Source organism: Luteimonas sp. e5, from assembly GCF_054031035.1.
On sequence record NZ_JBSTRX010000003.1, the window covers coordinates 60,340 to 82,919 of the forward strand.

The following is a 22,580-nucleotide window of genomic DNA, read 5'->3' on the forward strand; positions in this document are numbered from 1 at the left end:
CGATGAATGCACAGACCCCGCGCAAGCTGCGCATCGCCATGGCCCAGTTCGACTTCCCGGTCGGCGATATTGACGGCAACCGCCAGCGCATCGGCGAAATGATCCGCGATGCGCGCGACGAGTTCGGCGCCGACATCGTGCTGTTCCCGGAACTGGCGCTGTGCGGCTACCCGCCCGAGGACCTGCTGCGCCGCCCCGCCTTCGTCAAGGAATGCCGCGCCGCGCTGGAGTCGCTGGCCGCCGAGGTCGAAGGCATCGTCGCCGTGGTCGGCTGGCCGGAGCAGGCCGCCGATGGCATGTTCAACGCCGCCAGCGTGCTGCGTGACGGGGGCATCGCCACCACTGCACGCAAGCAGGTATTGCCGACCTGCGCCTCGGTCGACGAGCGACGCTGGTTCACCCCCGCCGGTGCGCAGGCCGAGCCCTGCGTGTTCGAGGTCGCCGGCAGCCGGGTCGGCCTCATCATCGGCGAAGACCTCGATCAGCCGGCACCGGTCACCGCCACCGTGGCCGCAGGCGCGCGCCTGCTGCTGGGCATCAACGCCTCGCCGTTCGAGCATGACTGCCATGCGCGGCGCGACATCCTGCTGGCCGGGCGTGCCCGCGACAACGGCGTCGGCATCGCCTGGTTGAACCTGGTCGGGGCGCAGGATGCGCTGGTGTTCGACGGCGCCTCGCTGGTGGCGAATGCCGATGGCGAAGTGTCGCCGGCCGCGGCCGCGTTCACCGATCAGTGGTTGCTGGTCGAATACGACCCGGAACAAGGCCGCTTCGCGCCGATGGAATGGGTCGATGATGGCGATGAATCGAAATACGCGCTGACCTGGCGCGCGATCGTGCGCGGCATCCAGGACTATTGCGGCAAGAACGGCTTCGACCGCGTCTGGCTCGGCCTTTCCGGCGGACTCGACTCGGCGCTGGTGCTGGCGCTGGCGGTGCATGCACTGGGTGCGGACAAGGTGACCGCGGTGCGCATGCCCTCGCGCTACACCGCCGAGCTGTCCAACGACCTGGCCGAGCGCCAATGCCAGGCGCTGGGCGTGGAACTGATCAGCCTGCCGATCGAGGCCCCGTTCCGTGCCTACCTCGATACCCTCGCTGACTGCTTCGCCGGGCGCGAGGCCGACACCACCGAGGAAAACCTGCAATCACGCATCCGCGGCGCACTGCTGATGGCGCTGTCCAACAAGTTCGGCGGCCTGGTGCTGACCACCGGCAACAAGAGCGAGTATGCGGTCGGCTACGCCACCATCTATGGCGACATGAACGGCGGCTACGCACCGATCAAGGACCTGTACAAGACCGAGGTGTTCTCGCTGGCGCGCTGGCGCAACACCGTCGGCGGGGTGCCGGCCAATGCCGATGGCGTGATTCCGCCGGCGGTGATCGAGCGCCCGCCGAGCGCGGAGCTGCGCGAGAACCAGACCGATCAGGATTCGCTGCCGCCCTACGACGTGCTCGACGGCATCCTGCGCCGCCACATCGAGGAACAGCAATCACGCGACGAGATCGTCGCCGCCGGCTTCGATGTCGCCGTGGTCGAGCGCGTGCTGCAGCTGGTGCAGCGCAGTGAATGGAAGCGCCAGCAGGCCGCACCGGGCCCGCGTCTGAGTCGCCGCGGCTTCGGCCGCGAACGCCGCTACCCGAGCACCAACGCCTGGCGCGGCTGAGCGCCGACGCCGGCACCGGACACGCCCGGGATCAGGAGGTGATGTAGTCCTGCAGGTGCTGCAGTTCGGCGGCCTGCTGGTCGATCACCGCCTTGACCAGATCGCCGATCGAGACGATGCCGACCACCTGCTTCTGGTCGAGGATCGGCAAGTGGCGGATGCGCTTTTCGGTCATCACCTGCATGCACTGCGCCACGCTGTCGCCGGGGCGCGCGCACACCACCTGGGTGCTCATGATGCCGCTGACCGGGGTGGTTGCCGAACCGCGCCCCAGCAGCACCACCTTGCGCGCGTAATCGCGCTCGGAAAGGATGCCGACCAGCTTCGGCCCGTCCATCACCAGCACCGCGCCGATGCCCTTCTCCGCCATCAGGCGCAGTGCATCGAGCACCTGCGAATCGGGGTCGATCGAGACCACCGCCGCGCCCTTTTCCTCAAGCAGATGACGCACCTGTTTCATGCCCGCTCCCGGCCATCGAACCGGCCTCAGCATACCCCGGTTCCGCGGCCGGCTGCCAATCGGCGACCAGGTACAGCGGGCGCTGCTTGGCCTCCAGATACAGCCGGCCCAAGTACTCGCCGATGGTGCCCAGCGCGATCAGCTGCACGCCGCCCAGGAACAGGATCACCGCCATCATGCTCGGCCAGCCGGCCACCGGGTCGCCGTACAGCAGCGCCTTGGCGATCACCCAGCCGCCGTAACCCAGCGCGAACAATGCGGTGAGCAGGCCAAGATAGGTGCTGATGCGCAAGGGCGCGGTGGAAAAGCCGGTGATGCCTTCCAGCGCGAAGTTCCACAGGCGCCAGAAACTGAACTTGCTGCGCCCGGCATTGCGCGGTTCGCGCTGGTAGCGGATTTCGACACTGTTGAATCCGACCCAGCCGAACAATCCCTTCATGAAACGCTGGCGCTCGCGCAACTGCGCCAGCGCGGCGAGCGCACGCGGCGAGAGCAGGCGGAAGTCGCCGCTGTCCTCGGGGATCGGGGTGCGCGACAGCCGGCTGATCAGGCGATAGAACAGCGAGGCGCTGGCACGTCGCGCCACGCCGTCGCCTTCACGCGCCACGCGCCGGCCATACACGTTGTCGTACCCCTCGCGCCATTTGGCGACGAACTGCGGGATCAGTTCCGGCGGGTCCTGCGCATCGGCATCGAGGATCATCGCCGCGCCATGCTCGACATGATCCAGGCCCGCGGTCAGCGCGGCCTCCTTGCCGAAATTGCGCGACAGCCGCAGCAGGCCGACCCGCGCATCACCGGCGGCGAGGCGCTGCATCACCGCCCAAGTGCCGTCGCGGCTGCCATCATCGACATACAACACGCGCGCCTGGATCCGCTCCAGCGCATCGAGCACCGGCAGCAGCCGTGCATGCAGCAGCGGCAAGGCCTCGGCCTCGTTGTACGCCGCCACCACCACGGTCAGGCGCTCGCTCATTGCAATTGCTCCAGATGGGCGGTGCCGCCGATCAGGCGCATCTGCCGCTGGATCGCCGCGCTGCGCCGCTGCACGTACGGCCCGGGCCTGGCCACGCTGTAACGGCGCGGGCTGGGCAGCACCGCGGCCAACCGCGCGGACTCGGCCGCGCCCAGGCGCGCGGCGTCCTTGCCGAACCAGGTCTTCGCCGCCGCCTGCGCACCGTACACGCCATCGCCGAACTCGGCGAAGTTGAGGTACATCTCCAGAATCCGCTGCTTGGGCCAGAGCATTTCCATCCACATCGTGTACCACGCTTCCAGTCCCTTGCGCAGCCAGCGGTTCCAGCCCGAGCCGCTCCACAGGAACAGGTTCTTCGCGGTCTGCTGGCTGATCGTGCTGCCGCCGCGGATGCGCCCGCCCTGCTGGTTGCGCTCGCGCGCCTTTTCGATTGCTTCGCGGTCGAAGCCGTCGTGCTCGGCGAAGCGCTGGTCCTCGGCGGCGATCACTGCCAACGCAAGCTGCGGCGACACCTGCGCCAGCGGCCGCCATTCGTGCGCACTGCGGTAGCGCCAGTCGCCCTCGCCCCAGGCCTGCAGCTGGCGGATCAGCATGAAGCTGGAGAACGGCGGATCGACGAAGCGCAGCAGCGCCACCTGCGCCACCGGCAACAACACGGGCAGCAGCGCCAGCCACAGCAGCCGGCGCCACCAGCGCCGCGCGCGCCGCGTGCCTTGCGCCTCGCTCATCGCGCCCCCATTTGGCAAGGTATCGACATCATCCACGCATTATCCGGCATGAGGCCGCCTGCGCCGCCACGAGTCCAGCCATGAGCGAACACCACACCTCCGACCACGACGACCACCTCGATGTCTTCCTGCTGCCCGATGCCGGCGTGCGCGGCGCGCTGGTGCGCCTCGGCCCGGCGTGGCAACAGGTGCTCGAACGCAGCGAGCCGCCCGCCGCGGCACGCGCCCTGCTCGGACAGGCACTGGTGGCCAGCGCGCTGATGACCGCACACAGCAAGGTGGAAGGCCGGCTCTCGGTGCAGCTGCGCGCGCCCGGCGCGCTGCGCAGCCTGTTCGCCGAATGCACCGGTGCGCATACCCTGCGCGGCCTGGTGCGCACCGCCGAGGACGCCGATGCCGCCGCCATCGCCGCGGAAGCGGACGACCTCAGCCGGCTCGGCGATGGCGCCCTCTTGGCGATCACGGTGGAGAACCCCGGCGTCGCTGGCGAGCCGATGCGTTACCAAGGGCTGGTGCCGCTGGACTCGGCCGACCTGGCACACGCGCTGGAAGGCTATTTCGTGCAATCCGAGCAATTGCCCACGCGCCTGCTGCTTGCCGCCGACGCCGACGGCGCCAGCGGCCTGCTGCTGCAGAAGCTGCCCGGCGCCGAGGGCGATGACGAGGGCTGGACCCGTGCCGGACTGTTGCTCGACACGCTCGGCACGGACGAATTGCAGGCCACCGGCGCCGAGCTGCTGCTGCACCGCCTGTTCCACCAGGAAAACCTGCAATTGCTGGGCCGCCGCCCGCTGCACTTCGGCTGCTCGTGTTCGCGCTCGCGGGTCGAGGAGGTGTTGCGCACCCTCGGCAGCGAAGAAGCGCATGCCGCGGTGGCCGCCGGCCGCGACGGCCGCGCCGAGGTGCACTGCGAATTCTGCGGCCAGCGCTACCATTTCGACCGCGCCGAAATCGATGCGCTGTTCACCGGCCCGGAAGTCGGCAGCACGACTTCCACCCGCCTGCACTGAGCGCCGCGCGCCGATGCGGGCCGGCCCCGGCGCCGTCCGCCGCTGTCGCTTCGCCCGACCCCGTCTCGAAAGCGCCCAAGCGATTGTTAAATAAATATAAATGGGATATGTTGGTCACATGCGGGAAATTCCCACTTCCGGGAACTTTTCCGCACCGGGGAAAGTCCATACAACGACCATGAAACGCCTGCTCAAGCCGACCCTGCTCACCGCTGCCCTGTCGCTGGCACTGGCCAGTGGCGGTGCGTGGGCGCAATCGGGCAACCGCGGCATGACCGTGATCCCGGTGGTCAACAGCAGCAGCGGCAAGGTCGAGGGTGCGGTGGTGCTCGAACCCACCGGCGCGGCCACCGAGGGCGCGCGCTGGCGCTTCGGCAGCAACACCCTGGAATCGGCCTTCGGCCTGTCCAACGGCCAGTCGCTGGCCCTGCTGTGCGATGGCAAGGGTGGCATCCCCAGCCGCATGGACCGGCTCTCCAACAGCTGCTCGCTGGGCTCGATCGGCCCGGCCAGCGCCAGCTTCGGCGGACGCAACGCGCGCGTGGGCGTGGGCGTGGGTCGCGAGCGCGGCTCGCTGCCGGCCTGGCTCAGCGCACCCAGCCGCACCCGCGTGGAACAGACCGATCTCGCCCTGTTTGCCGAATACAACCTCGGCCGCAGCGGCGTGGTCTCGATCGCCGGCACCACCGCCAAGGCGCGGCTGATGCCGGCGGCGGAACTGTCGCAGCTCAGTGACCAGTGGAACACGCTCGGCCTGTCGATCGGCGGTGGCGTGGGCGCGTTCCGTGCCAACGTGTTCGGACGCGTGGTCGAAGTCCCCGGCCAGCCCGGCAAATGGGAAGGCTTCGGCGTCGGCCTGACCTGGCGCACGCCATGGAGCGGCCAGCTCAGCGTCGGCGCGGAGAATGTCGTCACCCGCGGCCGCAACCCGTTCTCCCCGGTCAAGGGCGAGGACGAAGGCACCATCCCCTACGTGCGCTACCAGCAGGACCTCTGAGGTCCACGGCGCAGCGCGCCGAACGTCTCCCCGCCCCTGCGTTGACGGCCGCCATGCCGCGGCCGCCGCATGGCGCGTGTCCGCGCCACCGTGACGAGCTGATCGCAGGACCCGTGGCTGCTGCCCCCGAAAGTTCGCCGTGGGAAGCCGGGGCAAGCGCCCGCGCATGCGTGAATGCACGGGATCACCCAACAGGAAAGGGGCGCCAGTGGCGCCCCTTTCGGTCTTGCATCAGCCGTGGTTGTCAGAAGTCGTAGCGCGCGGTCAGGCGCACCGAACGCGGGCTGTAGTAGTTCAGGTCCTGGCCGAAGAAGCGGCTCGGCGTGACCCGGTTGGCGGCATAGCGGCCGTAGGCATACTGCGCCTTCTGCTGGTCGAACACGTTGAGCACGTCCACGCGCAGGGTCAGGCGCTTGGCCGCCCAGCTCGGACGGTACTGCACGTTGAGGTTCCAGATCTGGCTCCACGGCGTGGTGCCGTAGGTGCCGCGCGGCGACTCGACGTAGCCCGGGGTGCCGGGCAGGCCGCACCAGTAGTAGTACGCGCCGTTGTACACCTGCGCATCCGGGTCCGGGTAGTAGCTGGTGCAACTCAGCGGACGCCCGGAGGTGATGATCGCCGACGCACCGACCTGCCAGTCCTCGCCCAGGCGGTAGGAGCCATAGGCCTTGAGCTGGTGCGCGCGGTGATTGGGCAGCAGGCCGTAGGCGCCTTGCATCAGCTCCGGCAGGTCCCAGTCCTGGGTGACCGAAACGTCGGACTGGCCGCCGCCGCCGGTATCCAGGTCGGAATGCAGCTGGCCCTCGGTGTTGCCGATGTTGCGCGAGAAGCTGTACTCCACGCGGGCCATGCCGCGGTTGGAGAACGAGCGCTCCCAGAAGGTTTCGATCGCCCAGTACTTGCGCTTCAGCTTGGGCAGGTCGAGTTCCTCGGCACTGTAGTACACCTCGTGCAGCTGGCCATCGGCACCCATCTCGTAGAAGGTGTTGCCGATGCCCGGGTTGAAGATGTAGCACTCACCGCCCAGCGCCGGGGTGCAGGTATCGTCGATCGCGTTGCGCAGCTCGCGGTAACGGCCCTTGATGCCCCAGGTGGTGCTCGGGCTGAACTGGTGCTGCACGCCGAGGATGTATTCGTCCTGGTAATGCGGCTTCAGGTCCTTGGCCGCGACCACGCGCGGATCACGCGCATTGCCGCATTCGAGGTTGGAGGAAATCACCGTCGGCTGGCCCGGGCAGTTGTAGCCACGGTCGGTGACCGGGATGTTGGTCAGCCCCGTCGGCGCACCGGTGACCGGGTCGATGCCGGTGTAGTTGAAGTACTCCTGGGTGTACAGCGAACGTGCCGCCGCGCGAGCGGCCACGTTGTTGGGCAGCGCCAGGTGGTAGCGGCCGGCGTTGCCGAACACCTTGACCGTGGAGTCGCCGTTGACGTCCCAGCTGAAGCCCAGGCGCGGCGCCCACTGGTTCTTCTGCTCGACGTACACCTCATGCTCGCCGTTGTAGTTGGTGAAGTTCTCGTTGCGCAGGCCCAGCGACAGCAGCAGGTTGTCGGTCACCTGCCAGCGGTCTTCCAGGTACCAGGCACGCTGGCGGGTCTTCACGTTGGCACTGTTGGTGTAGTACTGGCGACGCACGAACCAGCCTTCGGTGCCGGTGTTGGGGGTGCCGGCGGCCGGACCCGGTGCACCCACGCCATAGCCCGGGCTGACCGGCGCGTTGTAATCCCGCGTGTACATGTAGACCCAGACGTAGCCGCCGGCGTATTCGGTGCCGGAGAAGGTATGCGCTTCGGTATCGTCATAGCCCAGGCGCAGGCCATGCGAGCCGAGCTGCCATTCCAGGTCGATGCGGCCACCGCGGGTGTTGTCGAACTGGCCCTCGGGCGAGACGCTCGACGCCAGCTGGCAGCCCTGGCTGCCGGTGATGCCGGGCTTGACGTTGGACAGCGAGCCGGACAGGCGCGGGCAGTTCGGGTCATAGCCGAACAGGTCGATCTCGTGGTCGATCTTCTGCTGGCCGTAGAGCACGCTCAGCGACAGGTTGTCCGTGAAGTGGCCGACGTACTTGCCGATGTACAGCCGCCCGCCATCCTTGTAGCGGCCGCCGCCGGTCTGCACGTCGCTGTGGCTGTAGTCGCGGTAGTCGTAGGAGCTGTAGACCAGGTCGGACTTGGTCACGTCCTGCACGCCGGTGAATTCCAGCGAGTGGTTGTCGTTGATCTGCCAGTCCAGCTTGGCCAGCCAGCGCGGGTATTCGTAGCTGTTGTTGCCGTAGCCGTTGTTCACCGCCGGCACCGTCGAAGGATCGATGGTGGTGTCGTACATGTTCTGCGGGATCGCCGCGCGCACGCTCTTGGTATCGATCTTGGTCAGGTCGGCCGCGGCATAGAAGAACAGTCGATCCTGGATGATCGGGCCGCCGGCATAGACGCCGTACTGCAGGCTGTCACGCTTGTTTTCCTGGCGCCGCAGGTACAGCTTGCCGTCGGTCGGGATGCGCTCGCCTTGCCCATAGAAGCCGGTATCCGGGTAGTACTCGTCGCGGTACTTGCCGCGCAGGCTGTCCGGGGTCCAGTACACCGCACCGCCGAACTTCCAGTCATTGGTGCCGCGCTTGGTGGTGATCGAAATCACGCCGCCGGTGGAGCGGCCGTACTGCGCGCCGTAACCGCCGGTCAGCACTTCCACCTGGTCGGCGCCATCGAACGGCAGCGTGGTGAAGCCGATCGAGGTCAGCGGGTTGGTCACCGCATAGCCGTTGATGTAGTAGGCGTTCTCCGAAGAGGCCGAACCACCGAAGCTCGGCGCATTGGAGGCATAGCTGGAGTTGGCCACCACGCTGGGCGCCAGCAGTGCCACGCTCTGCACGTTGCGGCCGACCGGGATCGCATCGATCTGCTCGGCGGTGAACACGGTATTGGATTCGACGTTGCTGACGTCGATCGCATTGGCGTTGTAGGCGGTGCCGGTCACCGTGACCACGTCGAGCGGCGCACCGCCGGCACCGACGAAGTTCACCGGCGTACCGCTGCCGACGTTGACCTGCACCTCGCGAGTGGCGCCGCCGGAAGTGACGCGGTAGCGGCCGGGCGGCAGCTGGGTCAGGGTGTAGCGGCCGTCGGCACCCGCGGTGATCGAGCGCGTGGCACCGGTGGCGATGTTTTCGATCTGCACGGTTTCATTGGCCGTGGTCTGACCGAACACCGAACCCACCGTGCTCTGCGCCTGCACGCTGCCTGCAAAGCACAGGCCCAGAGCGACGGTGAGTGCGCTGCGCTTGAGGTTCCTGCGGAAGTTGGAAGTTGCCATGTATGAGTCCCCGATGGAGAAAAGTCGAGTCGGATGAAACCGACATCCGCGACTAGATCACAGCAACAAAACTTTAACAAGGGGTGAGGCGTATTCATCTTGGTCTGTGCAAGGGATCACCTCCACCGTGCGAGCACAAGACCAGTGCCACCCCGGACCGGCTTTCGCACTGCTGCCACTGGATCACGCCGGTGCCTGGCCTTGCACGATCACGCTGCATTGCAGCAGCCACCAAGTTGAACACGCTGCTGCCCAGACATCCGGTGGAAGATGCGCGCGAGATCATTGGCCGGCGGCCGGCAAAAAAAAAGCGACCCGCCGAAGCGGGTCGCCAAGTGCTACATCTGCGATTCCGAACGAGTGATCAGAAGCTCTGCTCGTAACGGAGGTACGGGGTACGACCCCAGATGTTGTACAGCGAGTTGTCGTAGTACGGGAAACCGTACAGGCGGTTGTTCATCGGCGGCATCTTGTTGCCGATGTTGCGCACACCCAAGGTCACCTTGGCATTCCACGGCGTGGCCACGGCCACCTGACCATCAAACGTGGTCCAGGACGGCAGGGTGGTTGCCGGCGTGCCATCGCTGCTGCCAGCGATGTAGTTGGTGATCAGAGCAGTGCTCACCGGACCACGATCCCAACCCAGGTACAACTGGCCACGATCCTTCGGAATGCCTGCGGTACCCAGCTGCTTCTGCACTGTGCTGTCACCGGCGGGGATCAGGTCACGCTCGAGCATGTGCGACCAGGTCAGCTTGGTCATGAAGCGACCCATGGCGTCGGTCTCGATGCGGTAATTTGCCTCCAAATCGATGCCACGCGTGGTGCGCACCGCACCATTGACGATCGGCAGCAGGATCTGCCGGGGGACGCCCGGCAGCGGCGCAGCACCCGGAGTCGGCGGAATGATGGGGTCGGAACGATCAACACCGTACAGCGGGACACCATCATCCCCGTACTGGAACGCCAAGGCGCGCGGCAGGGTGGTGATGATGTTGGTGATCTCGATGTCGTAGTAATCGAGCGCGAAGGACAGCGTGTTGGTCGGGCTCCACACCACGCCCACGCCCCAGTTCTTGGACTCCTCCGGTTCCAGGCCAGGATTGCTGGTCACCAACCACTGGTACTGGTTTGTACTGGTGCAGGGATTCACCGGATACGGCTGATAAGTGGTGTTGCCCGAGGCATTGCGGTAGGCGGTCAGCGCGTCACAGGCCAGCTTGTCACCACCCGGCAGACCGGCCGAAGCCAGCGGCGGGCTGTTGAGGTTGGTGGTGGATGGCGCACCCCACATGTCGGTCAACGCCGGCGCACGGAAACCCTTGCCCCAGGAACCACGGACCAGCAGCGAATCCAGCGGACGGAACTCGAACGAGGCGCGCGGCGAGAACTTGCTGCCCACATCGTTGTAGTCGTCGTAGCGGCCCGCAACAGTGAGATTCAGGGTGTCCAGAATGGGGAACAGCGCTTCGAAATACAGCGCGGTGTACTTGCGCTCGCCATCGGCGCCGGCCCCTGCGGAGCCGAACACGTTGCCGGCAGCACTCTGCGAATCATAGGTCTGGCTCAGCTTGTCTTCGCGATGCTCGAAACCGGTGACGAAGCCGACCGGGCGATCACCGATGTTGAACAGGTCGAACGCGATGTTGCCATCGATGCCCTTGCTGGTCATGTCCGATTCCACGAACACGGTGTGGCCAACGGAGGGCGCAGCTTCGACCACGCTCGGATGAGTCGGATCAAACGGGTTGTAGTTGCCGGCGTCGATGGCTTCTTGCAGCGCGCTGCCCAGGCCGTAGTTGTAGTTGACACTGGCCTGCGAAACGCGACCATGGCTGAACCCGATTTCCCAGTCCGCACCACCCAGCCAGTTGTTGCTGCCGCGCAGACCGAAGTTGTAGTCGCGCATGGTGTCCTTGCGCACCGAGTCACGGGTGCCCAGCGGGGTGAAGCGGTAGTACAGGGTGCCATCCATGCCGAACGGGTTGAACGGGTTGTCCGCCGCGATGGTCGGGAAGGTATCGACCGGAGCCGAGGCATACACGCCGAGGCTGGAGGTGCGCGAGGACAAGCCGCGGAAGAAGAACGACAGGTTGTCGGTGATGTCGAAACTGCCGTTGACCAGCAGCGAATCGCGGGTCAGCGAGGACTCGTTGGCCGAGGTGGCACCGTGGTCGAAGCCACAGAAGCCATCGTCAGTGAGGTAGCTGTTCTCAAACGTTTCACAACCCGGGGCGCCGACCAGACCGAGCGAGGGGTTGAAGAAGTTCGCCGAGGAGTTGAACGCACTCAGACCCCAGGGCAGCCCGGCACCGGTGACGATGTCACGGATTTCACGGTTGTACATCATCTCGCGCTCTTGGTGATCGAGCACGAAGGTCAGGTTGCCGCGATCCGAACCCACGCCACCGGAGATGCTGGCGGTGTTGCCGTTCGGACCCACCTTCGGCATTTCGTAACCGGCGCTGAAGTTCAGGCCCTCGTAATCCTTGCGCAGGATCACGTTGACCACGCCTCCGATGGCATCAGAGCCGTAGATGGCGCCCGCGCCTTCGCGCAGCACTTCGATGCGCTCGACGGCGGCGGTCGGAATCAGGTTGATGTTGGCTGCGGCACCACCAAGCGCCGCCGAGGTGGTCATGCGACGACCATCCAGCAGCACCAGGGTGTATTCCGAGCCCAGACCACGCAGGCTGATGGTCGCCTGGGAGCCTGTGGCCGAACCCGAGGATTCGCGAGTAGAGCCGAAGGAGTTGTAGACGTTGTTGCGCAGATAGTCGGCCACCGAAATCTCGCCGGCGGCATCCAGGTCGGCGCGACTGATCACGGTGATCGGGTTCGGGCCTTCGACTTCTGCGCGCTTGATGCGCGAACCGGTCACTTCGACACGGTCAAGGCTGCGGGCCTCTTCCTGGTCAGTGCTCTGGGCGAGAGCCACGCCCGGCGCTGCCACGCCGATCGCGAGCGCAACGATGATGGCATCGCGGAGTTTGTGGGTTTTGAAGCTCATGGTCTCTTTGTCTCCAAGAGGGCTTTGAGAGTTTGTCGATGACAAATTGAGGGGGCCACACACCCCGCCGCAATGGCAGAACGGCATGGCTGGGTCCGATGGTAGCTGTTTGGCGGGAAAAATTAAAGTGTCGTTAAAAGCTGCGTCACGCCATTGCAACGTGACTGTGCATCGGCCCCAATCAGGAGACGGGCAAAGGGCCGGCTGGAGCTGGATCGAGCGGCTTGACAGGCCACAGACACCGTTGTGGCTGATCTTCCCGAACTTCTCATGTCATGGGCAGCGTCACCGCCTTGGTCGGTCACCGTACGCAAGCCGGCATGGTCAGTGCGAGCGCCAGTATGATGGCTGGATGGCAGCAAACAATGCGCAAACAGCCGGAGCCGAGGCTTGGGCCGAGTTGTGGCGGCGGGGCGTCCTGCACTCCTGCGCGTCGTCGATCGATGGCAACTACGACGGAGCCATCGCCGCCTTCTGGTCGTCGTGCTTTGATCCGCTGCTGGCAGGCGACCGCTTGGTGGATCTGGGCACCGGCAACGGAGCCTTGGCGCTGCTGGCCAAGGCGCACGCCACACGACAAGGCTTTTCACTCGACATCCACGGGGTTGACCTCGCCGATATCCGACCCGCCGAGAACCTTGCCGATGGTGCACGTTTGCTCGACGGCATCCGTTTCCACCCTTGTACCGACATGCGACAGCTGCCTTTCGAGGACGGCAGCGTGACCTTGCTGACCTCGCAATACGGCTTCGAGTACGCGGCAAGCCGCGAAGTCGTCACCGAGATGGCGCGGGTGCTGGCCGCAGACGGCCGTGTCTGCATGCTGATGCACAGCGATGATTCGCTGATCGCGCGTACTGCCCCGGCACAACAGCAAGGCATCGACTACCTGCTCCAATCGCCGCTGGTCAGCCGGCTGTCGGCCATCGCCCAGCTGATCGCTGCTGCACCCGACGCAGGATCACGGGCCGCGCTGGCGCGTTCGCCGAATGCAGAGGAAACGCGCCATGCCTTCAACGCAAGCGTGGATGATCTGCTGACGCACCAGCGCAAGCTGCCTGATGCCCACGTGCTTGCCGAAGCGGCCTGGCACGTGAGACGCATACTCGAAGTGGCGCAACAGGGCCATGCCGCACGTGCGGTCGCGTACCTGGAGGACTGGACGAAGGCGCTCGCAGCCGAGCGGATGCGCTTGCAGGATCTGGCTGCCGCGCTGCTGTCGCCAAAGAAGCTGGCACAGATTCGCATGTGGCTGGAGGAGCATGGCATGAGCGTCGAAACGGGCACCCTGCGGCAAGCCACTGATGCCCCCATGGGTTGGACCCTGGTCGCGCGGCATGGATGACTCGCACCACGCGCGGGAGCGGCATCTGGCAGGAGACATCGTCGGCGCAGAACACTGCTATCAGTCGGCATTGCAGCACCAGCCGCATGACTGGTTGCTGCGACATGACTATGCGGTATTGCTGCTGCAAACCGGGCGCCCGGCGCCGGCGATCCCCCTTCTCGAGGCCATTCCGCCAGGCGCCGAGTGTTACCCACAGGCCATTCTGGCCCTGACCCATTGTCAGCGCGCCACGGGTCGGCTTGATGCCGGGGTGCGCTCGGCCCACCTTGCCGTGGAGGCGCTGCCACAACAGCCAGCCAGCTGGCTGCTGCTCGGCAGCCTGTTGTCGATGTCGGGACAACATGTGCAGGCCGAGAAGGCATTGAGGCGGGCATTGGACCTGGCGCCCGGGTTGGCCGAAGCCTGGCATTACCTCGGTGAGTCGTTGCAGGCCTGCAAGCGCTACGTCGAAGCGGCATCGGCTTATCGGCAGGCGGCCAAAACGCATCCGGGCGAGTGGCTCAACATCGGCATCTGTGCCGAGTTGCAGGGTGATCTGGAAACCGCACGCACATGCTTCATTGAAATGGATCGCCATTTCCCGGATCGCATGGACAACCTGGTTCGGCTGGCCCATGTCTGTGCCCAGCTGTGCCGCATGCACGAATGCGATGCGGTCGTCGAACGCCTTCGAAGGCTGGATGCAGGCGGTGCGGGCGGCACTGAACTTGCCGGCATCGAACCTTTCCCGCTGACCTATCTGCCGCTTGCACAGGCTTTCAAACAACGCGCACTGGCTGCACACGCCCAGCGCGTCGTTGCCCGTGCAAACGCATTTGCATCTTTGCCGGTGTCAGCGCGCCACGAGCACGGGCGGATCCGCCTGGGCTACATCTCCCCGGACCTTGGCAACCATGCTGTCGGCAGCCTGCTGCAAGAGCATTTCCACGCCCACGACCGCGAGCGCTTCGAAGTCACTGCCTACAGTCTGCGTGCGCATGAAGATGCACATGCAAGACGGATCGCGGCCGGTGTGGAGCATTTTGTCGATGCCAGCGAGATGCCGGATCAAGCCCTGGCCCGGCGCATCCGTGATGACGGCATCGATGTCTTGATCGACCTGGGCGGCTATACCCAGGGTGCACGGCCAGCTGCACTCGCGCTGCGCCCGGCACCGATCCAGTTGGGCTGGCTCGGCTTCATCCATGCACAGGAAGCGCCGTGGCTGGATGGCATCATCCTCGACCACTGGATCGCACCGCCCGATCAGGCATGGCCTTACACCGACCGGATCTACCACATGCGCTCGCCAGTGCTTCCGGGCTGGCAGGTCGCCTGTCCCGAACCTGACCGGACACGATTTTCCCTGCCGCCACTGCCGACGCCACTGCTGGCGAGCTTCAACAACAGTTACAAACTGGATATTGAAGTGCTCTCGGCCTGGTCGAGGATTCTGGCGCGTGCAGGGACGGCAAGACTGTTGCTGTTTCTTCGCGGCGAACAGGCACGCACGGGGTTCCTTGCCAGCTGGGCGAGTGTTGGCGGCGACCCCTCACGCCTGCTGTTCGCCGACGCAGTGCCCTGGGAAGCACAGCTGGTGCGTGCGTCATCCTGCGATTTGTTTCTTGATGCATTCCGCTACCAGGCCGGAGCCACCAGCATGTTCGCCATCGCCTCCGCACTGCCGGTGCTGAGCCTGCCGGGCGATTCCCCGACCGCTCGTTTGGGCAGCACGGCCAACCACCACCTCGGCATGCATGAGCTGATTGCCACGAACGTGGACGAATACGTGGAAACCGCCGTCGCCCTTGCCAACGACCGCGACCGGTTGGACGCGTTGCGCGGACAACTGCAGACTGCCGTGGCGCACGGCGACCTGTTTTCGCCGCGACGTGGTGCGGCCGAGATCGAACGCATTGCCATGCTGGCCATGGAACGCAGCAAGGACAGTTTGATGGCATGATCGATCACGGCAACAAAGGGGACAGACATGGAGCAGAACGGAGAAATTCAGGCAGCAATCCACCCACTGTTCGTGGTGCCGTTCATGTCGGCGACATTGCCCGAAGCCGAGCCATTGAACAACGAGCTTCGCGATCTGTTCCTGGCCCTGGAAGCGCAAGGCGATGCTTACCGCGACTTCATCCAGCGTGATACGCAGCACCGCGTTTTTGAAAGCCGCTTTGACCTTCACCGCCGCCCGGAAGCACCGGTGCGCAAGCTGTTCGGGATGATCAACCATCTGCTGATGGGCTTCATCCGCAACATCAACGGCTATGACGATGCACAGATGGCGAACATCGAGTTCGACATGCACTCATGGTTCCACGTCACCAGCACCGGCGGCTTTCAGGGCACGCACAGCCACCCGAATGCCAGTTGGTCGGCCATCTACTGCGTGGACCCGGGTGACCCGGGCTCGAGCTTCAGCGGCGCAGTGCGTTTCCATGACCCCAGGATCGCGGCAACAGCGTACCGCGACCCTTGCATCGAGAACCTCAAGGTGCCTTACCAGCTAGCGCCGTGGCAGTTGACGCACAAACCCGGCCAATTGCTGATATTCCCTTCCTATCTCCCGCATGAAATCTTCCCCTATGAGGGGCAGCGGCCACGTATCGTGGTCGCCCTCAACGCATGGGGGCGCTGGAAGCAATCACCGCTCTGATATCGACGGCACCGGCATGCCCGTATCCGACCACCGCGAACGTGCCAAGGAGTTGATGCGCCGGGGCCAAGCGTCAAACGCCCGGGAGTTGCTCGACGAACTGATCCGCCAGGATGGCCAGGATGCCGAACTGTTGTTCCTGCGAGGCATGGCCCATGGCCAGCTGTCCAGAAACGAATCGGCAATCGGAGATTTCAACGCAGCGCTTGCGCAATCACCGGACAACCCTGCGATCCTGTTCAATCGCGCCCTGGCATACAACGCGCTCGAGCGTGCCGACGAGGCGTTGGCGGACTTCATCCGCGTGACGCAGCTGCATCCTGCCGCCAGCGACGCGGATGCCAACGCCGGCATACTGCTGTTGCGCATGGAGCGACCGAACGAAGCAGTGCACCACTTGCGCAATGCCTTGCGCCGTGCACCCGGCAATCTGCGCATCCTTCGCAGCCTGGGCAACGCGCTGCAGGCTGCAGGGGAGCCGGAACAGGCATTATCGGCCTTGGCACGTTGTGAACAAGGTGCAAGCAACGACCCTGCGGTGCTGACCGATCACGCAATGGCCCTGCTCGCCAATGGCCGGATTGACGCTGCGGAAGCACGTTTCCGGCACGCGCTGGAATTGCAGCCGCGCGACCAGACTGCAATGGCCGGGCTTTACCTGGCTGCATGTGCCCGCGCGGACAATGACGCGGCACGGCTGCTGGTGGACTATTCGCAACTGCTCGCGGCAACCCAAGCGCCCGAATCGCTGGACCTGGGCGTCTTGCGAGAGGCCATACTCGCGCACCCCGCCCTGCGCTGGGAACCTGCCGGGCGGTCAACCCGGCTCGGCCAGCAATCGGTGATGCTGGATCTGGCTCCCGAGTCGCCGTTTTTTGCGTACGCCGAACTGGTGACCGGTTTTGTCGCCAACCGCATCGCGCATGTGCGCACCGACCCGGTTCTCACCACACATCCCTGGGCCAGGAGCGCGCCCCAACGGTGGCGCATCCAGTCCTGGGCCACCGTGTTGCATGAAGGTGGCCACCAAAGTCCGCACATCCACCCCGCCGGCTGGCTGAGCGGTGTGTTCTATGTCGATGCCGGCAACGCATGTGCCAGCCAGGATGGTGACCTCGTGTTCGGTCACCCGCCTTCCTCGATGCAACTGGACATCGCGCCCTGCGAGCATGTGCACCACCCCCGCAGCGGACAGCTGGTCAGCTTTCCTTCCTACTTTTTCCACCACACGCGTCCCTATCACGGGACGCGTCCACGAATCAGCCTGGCGTTCGACGCCATTCCACTGGACTGAGTCAGCCCAGCTCGGCGGCGATGCGCTGCTGTTCGTCCTTCAGCGCCTGCGGCATGCGCGGTCCGTATTCCTCGAGGTATTCGCCGATGCTGGCGAATTCGCGCGCCCAGCCGGCGCGATCGCAGCTGAACAGCTTGTCGCGGGCCTCGTCGCTGAGGTGGACGCCTTCGAGGTTCAGGTCTTCGACCTTGGGCAGGTGGCCGATCGGGGTTTCCACGCTGCCGGCGCGGCCATCCACGCGCTTGAGCATCCACTCCAGCACGCGCATGTTGTCGCCGAAGCCCGGCCACAGGAAGTCGCCCCCTTCGCCGCGGCGGAACCAGTTGACGTGGAAGATCCGCGGCAGGCGCGCGCCTTCGCGGTCGAACGCGAGCCAGTGCGCGAAGTAGTCGGCGAAGTTGTAGCCGCAGAACGGCTTCATCGCCATCGGGTCGCGGCGCATCACGCCGACCTGTCCGGCGGCGGCGGCGGTGGTTTCCGAGCCCATCGAGGCGCCGATCAGCACGCCATGGGTCCAGTCGCGGGCTTCGAACACCAGCGGCGCCAGCGAGGCGCGGCGACCACCGAACACGATCGCCGAGATCGGCACGCCCTGCGGGTCTTCCGCCATCGGCGACCATGACGGGCACTGCCGCGCACTGACGGTGAAGCGCGCATTGGGATGCGCGGCCGGGGTGCCGGCGGCGGGATCGAACGGCTGCCCCTTCCAGTCGGTCACCGGCACGCGATCATCCAGCCCTTCCCACCACGGCTGGTTGTCGTCGGTGACCGCGACGTTGGTGAAGATGGCATCGTGTTGCAGCGTCGCCAACGCATTGGGGTTGGAGACTTCCGAGGTGCCGGGGGCGACGCCGAAGAAGCCGGCTTCCGGGTTGATCGCGTACAGCCGGCCATCGGCACCGGGACGCATCCAGCAGATGTCATCGCCGATGGTGGTGATCTTCCAGCCATCGCGCACGTAGCCCTCGGGCGGGATCAGCATGGCGAGGTTGGTCTTGCCGCAGGCGCTGGGGAAGGCGGCGGCGATGTAGTGCTGCTCGCCCTGCGGGTTTTCGATGCCGAGGATCAGCATGTGCTCGGCCATCCAGCCTTCGTTGCGCGCCTGGTGGCTGGCGATGCGCAGCGCATGGCACTTCTTGCCGAGCAGGGCATTGCCGCCGTAGCCCGAGCCGTAGGACTGGATTTCCAGTTGCTCGGGGAAGTGCATGATGTAGCGACGCTCCGGGTCCAGCTCGCCGATCGAGTGCAGGCCCTTGACGAAGTGGCCCTCGCGCTCGATGCGCGCCAGCGCGGCGCTGCCCATGCGCGTCATCAGACGCATGTTGATGACCACGTAGGGCGAATCGGTGATTTCGACCCCGCAGCGCGACAGCGGCGAGTCGATCGGGCCCATGCAGTACGGCACCACGTACAGGGTGCGGCCCTGCATGCAGCCCTCGAACAGCGAGCGCATCTTCTCGCGCGCAGCCTGCGGCTCCATCCAGTGGTTGTTCGGGCCGGCATCCTCGCGCTCGCTGGTGCACACGAAGGTGAGGTGTTCGACGCGGGCGACGTCATCCGGGTCGGAGCGGTGCAAGTAGCTGCCGGGATGGGTGTCGGGGTTCAGCCGCAGCAGGGTGCCATCCTCCAGCATCTGCTCGATCAGCCGCGCGTTCTCCGCGTCCGAGCCATCGCACCAGTGGATGCGGTCGGGACGGGTCAGTTGCGCGATTTCATCCACCCACTGGTTGAGGGCGTCGAGCTGGCTGCGGGTCTGGGTCATGGTGTTGGTGGTTTCCATCGGGAACGAAAGGGACGCGACGCCGCGCGCGGCGCCGCGCTTCGGGCGTGGGGAAGCGGCTCAGGCCGCGTTGGCCACCGCGGGCGGAATCAGCGTGGCCATCATGTGCGCGACGTAATCCTCGAACTCCTCGCGCTGCATGTCGCGCTGGCCCAGCTGCAGGTTGAGCTGGAGGAAGCCGACGTAGGCCGAGTAGGCCAGCCGTGCGCGATGCTGCGCGGCGACCGGATCGAGGCCGGCAGCACGGAACGCGGCGGTGAGGTAATCCATGCGCCGCTTCGACACCCGCCCGATCACCGGCTGCACCGCCGGATGGTCGAGCGATTTCAGCAACTCGCTGTAGACCACGTGCGATTGCACTTCGTGCGCGACCAGCTTGAACAGCGCGCCGAGGCGCTCGGCCGGGTTGCCGAGGTTCTCCAGCTGGCCGAAGACTTCGTCCTGCTCGTAGCTTTCCCAGCGCTCCAGCGCGGCCTGCAGCAGTGCATCGCGCGAGGGGAAATGCCAGTAGAAGCTGCCCTTGGTCACGCCCAGGCGACGCGCCAGCGGCTCCACCGCCACCGCGGACACGCCCTGTTCGGCGATCTGGTCCAGCGCCGCCTGGGCCCAGTCCTCGGCGCTCAGGCGACCGCTGCGTTCGGGCTTGGAAGATGTCTCGTTCATGACAGGCATTGTAACCATACGCAGGCGTCCAAAGACGTATGCGGCAGCGCCGCTTGACACTGCCCGAGGCGCAACATACCTTTGCGTATGGAGCCGCCATTCATCGTGTGAACACGGCGCCGCCGGTACATCTGCCTGATGCAGGCACCGGCATCCCGTCCACGCCCGCCGCCGCGCAGGAGTCCCGCATGAGCATCGCCCTTCCCTTCCTGATCCTGGTCCTCGCCACCGGGCTGGCCGCCTACCATCGCTGGCGCCTGGCGATCTGGGCCGCGCTGGCTGCCAGCGGCCTGGTGCTGGCCTGGCTTGCCGGGGCGAACCAGACCGCGGTGCTGGTGGCGGCGGTGATCGCCGCGCTGATCGCGCTGCCGCTGCTGATCGCGCCGCTGCGCAAGGCGCTGATCACCACCCCGCTGCTGAAGTTCTACACCCGCATCCTGCCGCCGCTGTCGGATACCGAGCGCACCGCGCTGGAATCGGGCACGGTCGGCTTCGAGGGCGAGCTGTTTTCCGGCAAGCCGGACTGGTCGCAACTGCTGGATCAGCCGCGGCCCGAACTGACCGCCGAGGAACAGGCCTATCTCGATGGCCCGACCGAAGAACTGTGCCGCATGGTGGACAACTGGGACATCGACCACGTGCGCGCCGACCTGCCGCCGGAGCTGTGGGACTACATCAAGCGCAACAAGTTCTTCGGCCTCAACATCCCGAAGGAATACGGCGGCCTCGGCTTCTCCGCGCTGATGAACCACAAGGTGATCCAGAAGCTGGCCTCGATCAGCTCGGTGGTCAGTTCCACCGTCGGCGTGCCCAATTCGCTGGGTCCGGCCGAGCTGCTGATGCACTACGGCACCGAGGAGCAGAAGCGCCACTACCTGCCGCGCCTGGCCGATGGCCGCGAGGTGCCCTGCTTCGCGCTGACCGGGCCGTTCGCCGGCTCCGATGCCACCTCGATCCCCGATTACGGCATCGTCTGCAAGGGCGAGTGGAACGGCGCGCAGGTGCTCGGCATCCGCCTGACCCTGAACAAGCGCTACATCACCCTGGCGCCGGTGGCGACGCTGATCGGCGTGGCCTTCCGCATGTACGACCCGGACGGCCTGCTCGGCGACGTGCGCGACATCGGCATCTCGCTGGCGCTGGTGCCGCACGACACGCCGGGGCTGGAGATCGGCCGCCGCCACTTCCCGCTCAATTCGCCGTTCCAGAACGGCCCGATCAAAGGCCGCGACGTGTTCGTGCCGCTGTCGCAGCTGATCGGCGGCGAGGAATACGCCGGCCAGGGCTGGCGCATGCTGATGGAATGCCTGTCCATCGGCCGCTCGATCACCCTGCCCTCCACCGCCAGCGGCGGCGCCAAGCTGGGCGCGGTGGCGGTCGGCTCCTATGCGCGCATCCGCAAGCAGTTCGGCCTGTCGATCGGCCGCTTCGAGGGCGTCGAGGAAGCGCTGGCGCGCATCGGCGGCCATGCCTACACCATCAGCGGTCTGTCGCAGGCGACCGCGGCCGCGGTCGCACGCGGCGAGAACCCGGCCGTGCCCTCGACCATCTCCAAGTACCACTGCACCGAGATGGGGCGGATGGTGAGCAAGGACGTGATGGACGTGATCGGCGGCAAGGGCATCATCCTCGGCCCGCGCAACTTCGCCGGCCGCGCCTGGCAGGCCTCGCCGATCGCGATCACGGTCGAGGGCGCCAACATCATGACGCGCAGCCTGATGATCTTCGGCCAGGGCGCGATCCTGTGCCATCCGTGGGTGATGAAGGAAATGAAGGCGACGCAGATCGCCGACCCGGCCGAACGCATCGACGCCTTCGACCACGCCCTGTTCGGCCACATCGGCTATGCCATCTCCAACGCGGTGCGCAGCTTCTGGTTCGGCCTGACCGGCTCGCGCTTCGGCCGTGCGCCGGGCGATGACTACACCCGCCGCTACTTCCGCAAGTTGAACCGTTATTCGGCGGCGCTGGCGGTGATGGCCGACACCTCGATGCTGCTGCTCGGCGGCAAGCTGAAGTTCAAGGAATCGCTGAGCGGGCGCCTGGGCGACGTGCTGTCGCAGCTGTACATCGTCAGCAGCCTGCTCAAGCGCTTCCACGACGAGGGCCACCCGGCCAGCGACCGGCCGTTGCTGGCGTGGTCGGTGCACGAGGCGGTGAACAAGATCGAAACCGCGCTCTCCACCGCGCTGCGCAACTTCCCGGTGCGCCCGGTGGCGTGGCTGCTGTGGCCGATCATCTTCCCGCTGGGACGCCGTGCGCAGGCGCCGTCCGACCGCCTCGGGCACAAGGTGGCGAGCCTGCTGATGACGCCCTCGGATGCGCGCGACCGCCTTGCCGAGGGCGTGTTCACCACGCCCACCGAACTCAATCCGGCCGGCCGCATCATCAGCTACCTGCCGAAGTTCGTGCTGGCCGAACCGGTCGAGCGCAAGTTCATGAAGGCGCTGAAGACGAGCGACATCGAGGCGCTGGAGTTCGATCAGCAATTGGCCGAAGGCGTCGCCGAGGGCTGGATCAGCGCCGAGGAAGCCACGCAATTGCAGGAGCTGCGCGAGCTGACCCTGGACACCATCACGGTGGACGACTTCGACCCCGCCGAGCTGCGTTCGGCGGGCCATGTCGGGCGTGATGAGCACGGCCAGGGCCACCGCGAGGTGGCCTGAGCCAAGGTTGGCGGGCGGCGCGGG

At 66.0% G+C, this 22,580-nt stretch carries 15 protein-coding genes; 8 read left to right on the forward strand and 7 right to left on the reverse strand.

What is annotated here, in order from left to right; genetic code table 11:
- The first annotated feature begins 2 nt into the window (after positions 1–2).
- A complete protein-coding gene (locus ACW11F_RS09395; RefSeq protein ID WP_456996638.1) occupies positions 3–1,670 on the forward strand; it encodes an NAD+ synthase in 1,668 nt (555 codons plus the stop codon).
- Positions 1,671–1,701: 31 nt separating this feature from the next.
- Here ACW11F_RS09395 and ACW11F_RS09400 read toward each other — a convergent pair whose 3' ends face one another.
- From ACW11F_RS09400 to mtgA, 3 genes are read right to left on the reverse strand one after another with little or no spacing between them, the layout of a single operon-like run.
- Positions 1,702–2,130: a CBS domain-containing protein gene (locus ACW11F_RS09400; protein WP_456996639.1), complete on the reverse strand. Its 429-nt coding sequence runs from the start codon at positions 2,128–2,130 to the stop codon at positions 1,702–1,704.
- A complete protein-coding gene (locus ACW11F_RS09405) occupies positions 2,105–3,106 on the reverse strand; it encodes a glycosyltransferase family 2 protein (protein ID WP_456996640.1) in 1,002 nt (333 codons plus the stop codon). The genes ACW11F_RS09400 and ACW11F_RS09405 overlap by 26 nt, the downstream gene beginning before the upstream one ends.
- Complete coding sequence (mtgA, locus tag ACW11F_RS09410; protein ID WP_456996641.1) at positions 3,103–3,834, reverse strand: monofunctional biosynthetic peptidoglycan transglycosylase; 732 nt, start codon at positions 3,832–3,834, stop codon at positions 3,103–3,105. Before mtgA ends, ACW11F_RS09405 begins: the two co-directional genes overlap by 4 nt.
- A gap of 80 nt (positions 3,835–3,914) precedes the next feature.
- Here mtgA and hslO point away from each other — a divergent pair, with 80 nt between their 5' ends.
- Both hslO and ACW11F_RS09420 read left to right on the forward strand, forming a co-directional pair.
- On the forward strand, positions 3,915–4,844 hold the full coding sequence (gene hslO, locus ACW11F_RS09415) for an Hsp33 family molecular chaperone HslO (RefSeq protein ID WP_456996642.1): 930 nt from the start codon (positions 3,915–3,917) through the stop codon (positions 4,842–4,844).
- 178 nt (positions 4,845–5,022) lie between these two features.
- Positions 5,023–5,841, forward strand: a complete 819-nt coding sequence (locus ACW11F_RS09420; protein WP_456996643.1) for an XOO1806 family protein — start codon at positions 5,023–5,025, stop codon at positions 5,839–5,841.
- A gap of 244 nt (positions 5,842–6,085) precedes the next feature.
- On the opposite strand, the gene ACW11F_RS09425 is transcribed toward ACW11F_RS09420, so the two are convergent.
- Positions 6,086–9,151 (reverse strand): TonB-dependent receptor domain-containing protein, encoded by a 3,066-nt coding sequence (locus ACW11F_RS09425; protein WP_456996644.1) that lies wholly within the window; start codon positions 9,149–9,151, stop codon positions 6,086–6,088.
- Positions 9,152–9,515: 364 nt separating this feature from the next.
- A complete protein-coding gene (locus ACW11F_RS09430; RefSeq protein ID WP_456996645.1) occupies positions 9,516–12,161 on the reverse strand; it encodes a TonB-dependent receptor plug domain-containing protein in 2,646 nt (881 codons plus the stop codon).
- A gap of 244 nt (positions 12,162–12,405) precedes the next feature.
- On the opposite strand from ACW11F_RS09430, the gene ACW11F_RS09435 reads away from it, so the two are divergent.
- The 4 genes from ACW11F_RS09435 to ACW11F_RS09450 are packed head-to-tail and all read left to right on the forward strand — an operon-like array spanning position 12,406 to position 17,447.
- Complete coding sequence (locus ACW11F_RS09435) at positions 12,406–13,506, forward strand: class I SAM-dependent methyltransferase (protein WP_456996646.1); 1,101 nt, start codon at positions 12,406–12,408, stop codon at positions 13,504–13,506.
- Positions 13,499–15,451: an O-linked N-acetylglucosamine transferase, SPINDLY family protein gene (locus tag ACW11F_RS09440; protein WP_456996647.1), complete on the forward strand. Its 1,953-nt coding sequence runs from the start codon at positions 13,499–13,501 to the stop codon at positions 15,449–15,451. The genes ACW11F_RS09435 and ACW11F_RS09440 overlap by 8 nt, the downstream gene beginning before the upstream one ends.
- Positions 15,452–15,478: 27 nt before the next feature.
- The gene (locus ACW11F_RS09445) at positions 15,479–16,153 is read left to right on the forward strand and encodes a putative 2OG-Fe(II) oxygenase (protein WP_456996649.1); all 675 of its coding nucleotides are present in this window, start codon (positions 15,479–15,481) and stop codon (positions 16,151–16,153) included.
- A gap of 16 nt (positions 16,154–16,169) precedes the next feature.
- The gene (locus tag ACW11F_RS09450) at positions 16,170–17,447 is read left to right on the forward strand and encodes a putative 2OG-Fe(II) oxygenase (protein ID WP_456996650.1); all 1,278 of its coding nucleotides are present in this window, start codon (positions 16,170–16,172) and stop codon (positions 17,445–17,447) included.
- A 1-nt stretch (position 17,448) separates the two neighbouring features.
- Here ACW11F_RS09450 and ACW11F_RS09455 read toward each other — a convergent pair whose 3' ends face one another.
- Positions 17,449–19,227, reverse strand: a complete 1,779-nt coding sequence (locus tag ACW11F_RS09455; RefSeq protein WP_456996651.1) for a phosphoenolpyruvate carboxykinase (GTP) — start codon at positions 19,225–19,227, stop codon at positions 17,449–17,451.
- Positions 19,228–19,287: 60 nt separating this feature from the next.
- Positions 19,288–19,890, reverse strand: coding sequence for a TetR/AcrR family transcriptional regulator (locus ACW11F_RS09460; RefSeq protein ID WP_456996652.1), 603 nt, complete (start codon positions 19,888–19,890; stop codon positions 19,288–19,290).
- Positions 19,891–20,078: 188 nt separating this feature from the next.
- On the opposite strand from ACW11F_RS09460, the gene ACW11F_RS09465 reads away from it, so the two are divergent.
- Positions 20,079–22,556: an acyl-CoA dehydrogenase gene (locus ACW11F_RS09465; RefSeq protein WP_456996653.1), complete on the forward strand. Its 2,478-nt coding sequence runs from the start codon at positions 20,079–20,081 to the stop codon at positions 22,554–22,556.
- Positions 22,557–22,580: the final 24 nt, after the last annotated feature.